The sequence below is a fragment of the Hylemonella sp. GW821-FHT10B10 genome (assembly GCF_059415585.1).
This window is the reverse complement of the sequence record NZ_JBWKNN010000010.1, coordinates 1-585: the sequence shown is the minus strand read 5'-3', so window position 1 is coordinate 585 and position 585 is coordinate 1. Positions and strand designations below refer to the sequence as shown.

At 65.3% G+C, this 585-nt stretch carries 1 protein-coding gene; it reads right to left on the bottom strand.

What is annotated here, in order from left to right; all coding sequences use genetic code 11:
- On the bottom strand, positions 1-585 hold a 585-nt coding region (locus AC07NT_RS18480; protein WP_498600356.1), incomplete at both ends, for a flagellin N-terminal helical domain-containing protein.

The following is a 585-nucleotide window of genomic DNA, read 5'->3' as shown; positions in this document are numbered from 1 at the left end:
GATGCCGTTGGCGCCCCAGGCCGCGCCGGTGGCGGCCATGCTCATGGCGGCTACCGAGTTGATGGCCTGGTTGTTGCCGTACTGGTTGGTTCGGGCATTGGCCGTGGCCGCCACAATGGTCTGGCCCGCATTGGCGCCGATCTGGAACTGGGCGGTACCGAAGGTGCCGTCCAGCAGCTTCTGGCCGTTGAATTCGGTCGCCTGGGCAATACGGTCCAGCTCGGACACGAGCTGGCCCACTTCCTGGTTGATGGCCTGGCGGTCCGAGGCGCTGTTGGTGGCGTTGGCCGACTGCACAGCCAGTTCACGCACACGCTGCAGGATGTCGCCGGCCGCCTTGAGCGCGCCTTCCGTGGTTTGCGCCAGGGACACGCCGTCGTTGGCGTTGCGCGCAGCCTGGTTCAGGCCTCGGATCTGGCTGGTGAAACGATCTGAAATCGACAGGCCGGCTGCGTCGTCCTTGGCGCTGTTGATGCGCAGGCCGCTGGACAGGCGCTGGATCGCGGTGCTGAGCGATGAGCTGCTCAAGCCCTGATAGCGCTGCGCGCTCATCGAGTCGATGTTGGTGTTGATGATGGATGCCAT